The organism is Lutispora saccharofermentans, from assembly GCF_024363565.1.
In the GTDB taxonomy this organism is placed as follows: Bacteria; Bacillota; Clostridia; order Lutisporales; family Lutisporaceae; genus Lutispora; species Lutispora saccharofermentans.
Map to the genome: position 1 here is coordinate 1 of NZ_JAJEKE010000034.1, position 5,457 is coordinate 5,457.

General features: G+C 36.1%; 5 protein-coding genes. All 5 read right to left on the reverse strand.

Annotation, left to right across the window (positions count from 1 at the left end):
• Positions 1-166: 166 nt before the first annotated feature.
• Complete coding sequence (locus LJD61_RS20180; protein ID WP_255229408.1) at positions 167-1,279, reverse strand: polysaccharide deacetylase; 1,113 nt, start codon at positions 1,277-1,279, stop codon at positions 167-169.
• A gap of 159 nt (positions 1,280-1,438) precedes the next feature.
• Positions 1,439-3,007, reverse strand: coding sequence for a zinc metalloprotease HtpX (locus tag LJD61_RS20185; protein WP_255229409.1), 1,569 nt, complete (start codon positions 3,005-3,007; stop codon positions 1,439-1,441).
• 168 nt (positions 3,008-3,175) lie between these two features.
• Positions 3,176-3,817: a uracil-DNA glycosylase gene (locus LJD61_RS20190; RefSeq protein ID WP_255229410.1), complete on the reverse strand. Its 642-nt coding sequence runs from the start codon at positions 3,815-3,817 to the stop codon at positions 3,176-3,178.
• 29 nt (positions 3,818-3,846) lie between these two features.
• Positions 3,847-4,731: a DMT family transporter gene (locus LJD61_RS20195; protein ID WP_255229411.1), complete on the reverse strand. Its 885-nt coding sequence runs from the start codon at positions 4,729-4,731 to the stop codon at positions 3,847-3,849.
• Between the two features lie 17 nt (positions 4,732-4,748).
• On the reverse strand, positions 4,749-5,381 hold the full coding sequence (locus LJD61_RS20200) for a zinc dependent phospholipase C family protein (RefSeq protein WP_255229412.1): 633 nt from the start codon (positions 5,379-5,381) through the stop codon (positions 4,749-4,751).
• Positions 5,382-5,457 lie beyond the last annotated feature (76 nt).

Here is a 5,457-nt window from a genome sequence, read left to right on the forward strand (position 1 = left end):
TGGCTTATCGCGCCAACGTTCTTTATTTTATTACATTCTCTTTCCCTTGTCAATATGCTTTTTAATTTTTGTTCCCAAAACTTGTTCAGCATCAACTCAGGAATTATATATTATCAGGTTTGCGATATTATGTCAACCTGATTTATGAAAAATTTAATTCCATTTTTTATTTATAGCTTATTACTTCATCTTCTTCTATAGCTTTTATTTCGAATCCGCTTTTTATTAAATAATCAATTATCATAGGAAGAGCCTTGACGCTTTCGGCCTTTGTTTCATGCATCAGGATTATTGCCGACCTTTTGTTTTGAACTTGGGCCACTACATTCTTATATATCTGTTCAGCCTTGATATCCTTTACTCTGCTATCATTGCTGTCAACATTCCACAGTATAATCTTATAATCCTCAAGCGCCTTTTGATAGTTCTGCCCTTTTATTATCTTGCTCCCATAAGGCGGCCTGAACAAATACATAGCTTTACCTATAGTTTCTAAAATCAAATCAGATGTTTTATCGATTTCATTTTTTAGGCTGTCACTGCTCTTATATATTATTTCCTTCCTATGACTATAGCTGTGATTTCCTATAGAATGTCCTTCTTCTGCCATCCTCTTTAATATATCCTGATTCCTGCTGATAGTATTTCCTAAAACAAAAAAAGTCGCCTTCACATTCTTTTCCTTCAAAATGTCCAATATCTTTTCTGAGTTACCCCTAACGATTCCATCATCAAAAGTAATATATGCCACTTTTGGTCCATTATATTTTCCTATCGCAGGCTTTGCCTTTTTTTCTTCCTCTCTCATTTTAAGCAATTCTTCAGCAGTCATCACTTTATCATTTGTTATTATTCTAAAACCTTTAACTGAATCGATTTTTTCAATTCTAAATCCCAAAATCTCAACAAGCATATCTTCAGGTATATATAATACATCATTTATTATTTCTACAGCATGCTCATGGCTTTTGTATTCATTGTTGACCATTATGATATTCTTTTCCTTGTTTATATACAGGAAATTACTCCACCAATAGATATGATAACTTCCATCATCCTCCTGGAAATAAACTTTAATTCCCAGGTTATCCTGTAACTGTGACAAGGGTATATAAACAACGTCATTTATTAATACTGTCTTAGGACTGTTTTTAATAAATCTATCATTAATGATTATCTCCATTGAATCATACGGAGATGCTTGTAAAGAAAAGGACAAAGAAAATATAAAAACAAGTATAAATGACATAATCCTGCATAACTCAAAGCTCTTTTTCATGATCTTCACCTTTAAATATTGCTATAATTAATATTTGAGAATTTCATCATATTTAACCCTTACTTTTTTTGGTCCTTGCAGTCCATTCTTATCAGCCCTTGGATTCCTCGTGCAACTATCAAAGCTGTATCTGCAACGTCTTGGCAAAAACTATTCGGATTAAATCATTCTAAAAATATAAGTTATAAGTCCGGCTGCCAGAAATGCATAGCCAGCAATTTTATTTATAAGATATGGATAGCAGACAACCTTTTTATCCCTCATCACAATGTTTTTGCAAAGGAAATATGGTCTGTTTGCTCTCCTGTACCAACCGACCACTTTAACCTTTCTCTCAATGAGCTCCTCAACTAAGAATGTTCCGAATAAAAACTCCAGAAACCTCAAAGGCTGCTTGTAATCCAATAACATTATTCCGCTGCCGTCATCAATAATCAAGTCTTCACTGTAAAAAAGTCCGGGTATGCCTCTGCCTACTATTGTACCTTCTAATACAGCAGGAATACCTTTTATGGGAGAAGCATCTTCTCTCATCAGAAGTTCTTCTATTGAATTTGCTTGATGCTTGTTACCGTATATATAGTAATATCTTATTAACAATGCTGCGCCGAATACAGCCATGTTGACGGGATTGGCAATAAAGCTTTCATACAAGCCCCGGGCTATGCCGGCTAAAGGCATACGCCATGCAAAGTTTTCCCTGATGCTGGATATAGATAAGATTACAGCAGCAGCATGAGGCAAATAATTTAAAAAAACCTGAGCAGCAAAGCTTGAAACCTGTTTAAAGCTTATTCCGCGATTCTCAATATTTTTGCCCTTCATCGCCATAATTCTTTTTGCAGTAAGAGGATGGGTGGAGCTTAGTTCATAAAGCCTTCCCCAGATACTCTTTATATCCCAATTTATAAGCTTTTCTATGACTTTACCGCACTCTGCAGCTTTATAATTGTTAAGAACAAAGCTCTGGCTTTGCAGATTATTAACAACCCCTAATGCGTTTGCCTTCGCCGGCTTTTTATTCTCCACCTTTACAAAGCCATAGGCGATCTTTACCAAAGCACTGCCCAATGCATCATCAGAGTTTACAGTCCTCACGGAAAAATTATCGGCATAATATTCCCTTACCCTTGAGAAAAAAAGCACTGCATATTGGCTTATTATATAAGCCCCATAAGCCATCAATCCTATCAAATATGTGGGCTTTCCTTTATCTCTGTTAGTAAAAGCATATATTTGATAAAGAAGCATGGGTATTACGGACACTATAGTCATGAGAATAAAGTCATAATTCTTTATATGTCCTAGTTCATGAGCTGCTACGGCTTCCAATTCTTCCTCAGTCAGCAAGTCTATAAGGCCTGTAGTGACTACAATCCTTGCATTTCTCGGAATATGCCCATAAGTAAAAGCATTTGGATTGCCATCATCAATAATGCCGATTTTAGGCATAGGCATCCCCAATTCAGAGCATGTTCTCTCTAAGAACTCATATAACCGAGGATCTGTATCTTTTATATCTCTTTCAAAGCTGATTTCAAACAGCATCTCTATAATGAAAGGGCCTAATAAATACTGAAGTCCCGCTACAGTTAAGGAAACATAAAATCCGTAAGCCAACGGCATTTCCAGATAATATATCAGAGCCGTTGCTGCGGCAAAAAGAATCCCGAAGGTCAAAGTAAGAGAAAGAAGGGCTTTTCTCTTTATGCTATCAAAAACTTTCATTATACTTAGCCTCCTGCAATTATTTTATCTTACCAATCATTATATAGTTACAAGGTAAATAATACAATTATTTAGAAATTTTGAAACCAAACTGTAATAAATAATGAAAACAGTGCTCTAATAGAGCACTGAGCATGCTTATATACTATACGAGGCTATACATGGGTGCTATTGCTTATGAATCTTCTCATTATTCTTTGCTATAAATTCCTTTAATTTATACAAATCCTCTATGTATGTAGATTTCAATTCAGCCCTGTATATTATACTGGCAGGATGATAGAGAGGAAACAGCACAGTTGGATTTTCAGTAAAGTTAATGCCAATAGGCTTACCATGATATTCTCCTATTGTCGCTGACTCATCCATAGTCAAGCACTTCAAAGGAACATTCCCAAGACTCACGATCAGCTTTGGGCGTAACAATTCCAGCTCTTTTCTAAGAAAAGGCCGGCATATCTTGATCTCTTCCCTCGTAGGAGGACGGTTAGAGGTTCTTCCGGTCTTTTCATTTATCCTGTAAGGTCTAAATTTAACCACATTTGTTATATAAATGTCTTCCCTTTTCAATTCCAGAATATCCATAAACTCTTCCAGGTTCTTACCTGCCTGGCCGACAAAAGGCTTTCCTTTTTCTACTTCATTCCTACCCGGTGCCTCTCCTGCCAGTACAATCTTTGCGCCGGCAGGTCCATCGCCAAATACCAAAGGGATATCCCGTTCAAAATAATTATCAACATATTCTTTCAGGTCTAAATTGTTTTGTTTTAAATCCTCAGTTATATCTTTCTGCGCCAAGCTTGCTTTCAACTCCTGTTGAGCCTCCAGCTTAAACCCTATTAACTCTTAGATGCATCAGCGGAAGGCTTTTTATAAAAATTTATCAATATACCTGCAGCAACAAATGCCATACCCAGTATTGTCTTGGCGCTTATCTTTTCTCCAAGAAAAATCACCGCCAACACGGTGGCTACTGCAGGCTTAAGAAAGAATACCATTGAGCCCTTACTTGCACTGAGTATTTTAAGCGCCTCAATAAAAGTAATATATGCAAAACCTGATAAAATTAATCCTAAGTACATTATTCTAAAAAATCCCTGTTTCGGAAAATAAAGAACTGGAAGGTCCATATACAGCAGCAGCGGTATTGTGCATATGGCTCCGATTATAGCCGATAGGCTTATCATGGTGATACTGCTTATATTATCCGCTTTCATTTTTCCCAGTACGGAATATAACCCAAAGGTAAGTGAAGCAACTATTCCCAGAAATAAGCTCATGGCTGTATCTCCGCCGGAACCTCCTTTATATATTATTAAGGTAATGCCTATAATTCCAAGAATCATGCAAATTATGCTGTTTTTCGTTATTTTTTCTTTAAGCAGCAAATAGGAAAACATTACAACAAAAATAGGATTGGAGCTTATAAGTATTGCAGCAGTAGAAGCTTTTCCCATAGATATGGCCAGCTGCAAGCTTCCCATGCTTATCACAGTATTTAATATGCCTAAGCCTGCGAAAAACATCCAGTCCTTTATCGATATCTTTTCTTTTTTAACTATAACCCAAGGTAAAAGCGCTAATCCACCTATTAAAAATCTTATAAATATGAGCTGGGTCGGGTGAATCAAGCCTTTGAGGCTTGATGACACGACCTCCAATGTGCTAAAGATCAGTATTGTTATACCAAGGTAAAAATATCCTTTTAATTTCGTATCAACCATTCATGCTCTCCTTAAATTTATTCGTAAAAAGCAGCAATAGCTTTTTCAACGGTTATATCAATAAATCTCTCTATAGCCTCTGCATCAAGGAATTTAAATTCTCTATTCAGCTTATGGTTTTCCTTCCTATAATAATCATTGATTTTTTTGATATTCTCATATATCTGATGAGGCGAAAATCCATTAAAGAATTCAAGCTTTATTTCCATAGATTGAAATTCAGATAATATATTGTTCTCCGAATTTTTCTCCAGGTATTCAAAATCCAAAGCATACATCTCTTCCCTGAATATATGTATAATGCTATTACCGTCTTTGCACTCTTTTGTCATAGGTCTTAAATACCTCTCGTTCCATAGGCTGTCCCCAATCAGGTGAAAATAGTAACCCCAGTAAAATGACCTGGTCTTATCTGATCTGGTGAAAAGCTCTTCCGGTCGGAGGTATTTGTTGTAGAAGCTATTTAAGTCAATATATCTGTCCTCGTCACTAGTCCCTTTGCAAAAATGGGTTATTTCCTTTTTCCCTGAATCCGGTGCTATGCTCCCGGCCATAAAATAGTCCAAATCTATATCTCTGATTCTTTCTTTGATCTTTTCTGCAACCCTCAAATGCGTAAGCCAAGTAGCCATATTATGATCACTTCCCATGCTCATACTCTTATGTTATCACTTACTAATATATTAGCATAAAAAAAAGCAGGCCAAAAGCTCTTTGGCATACTTT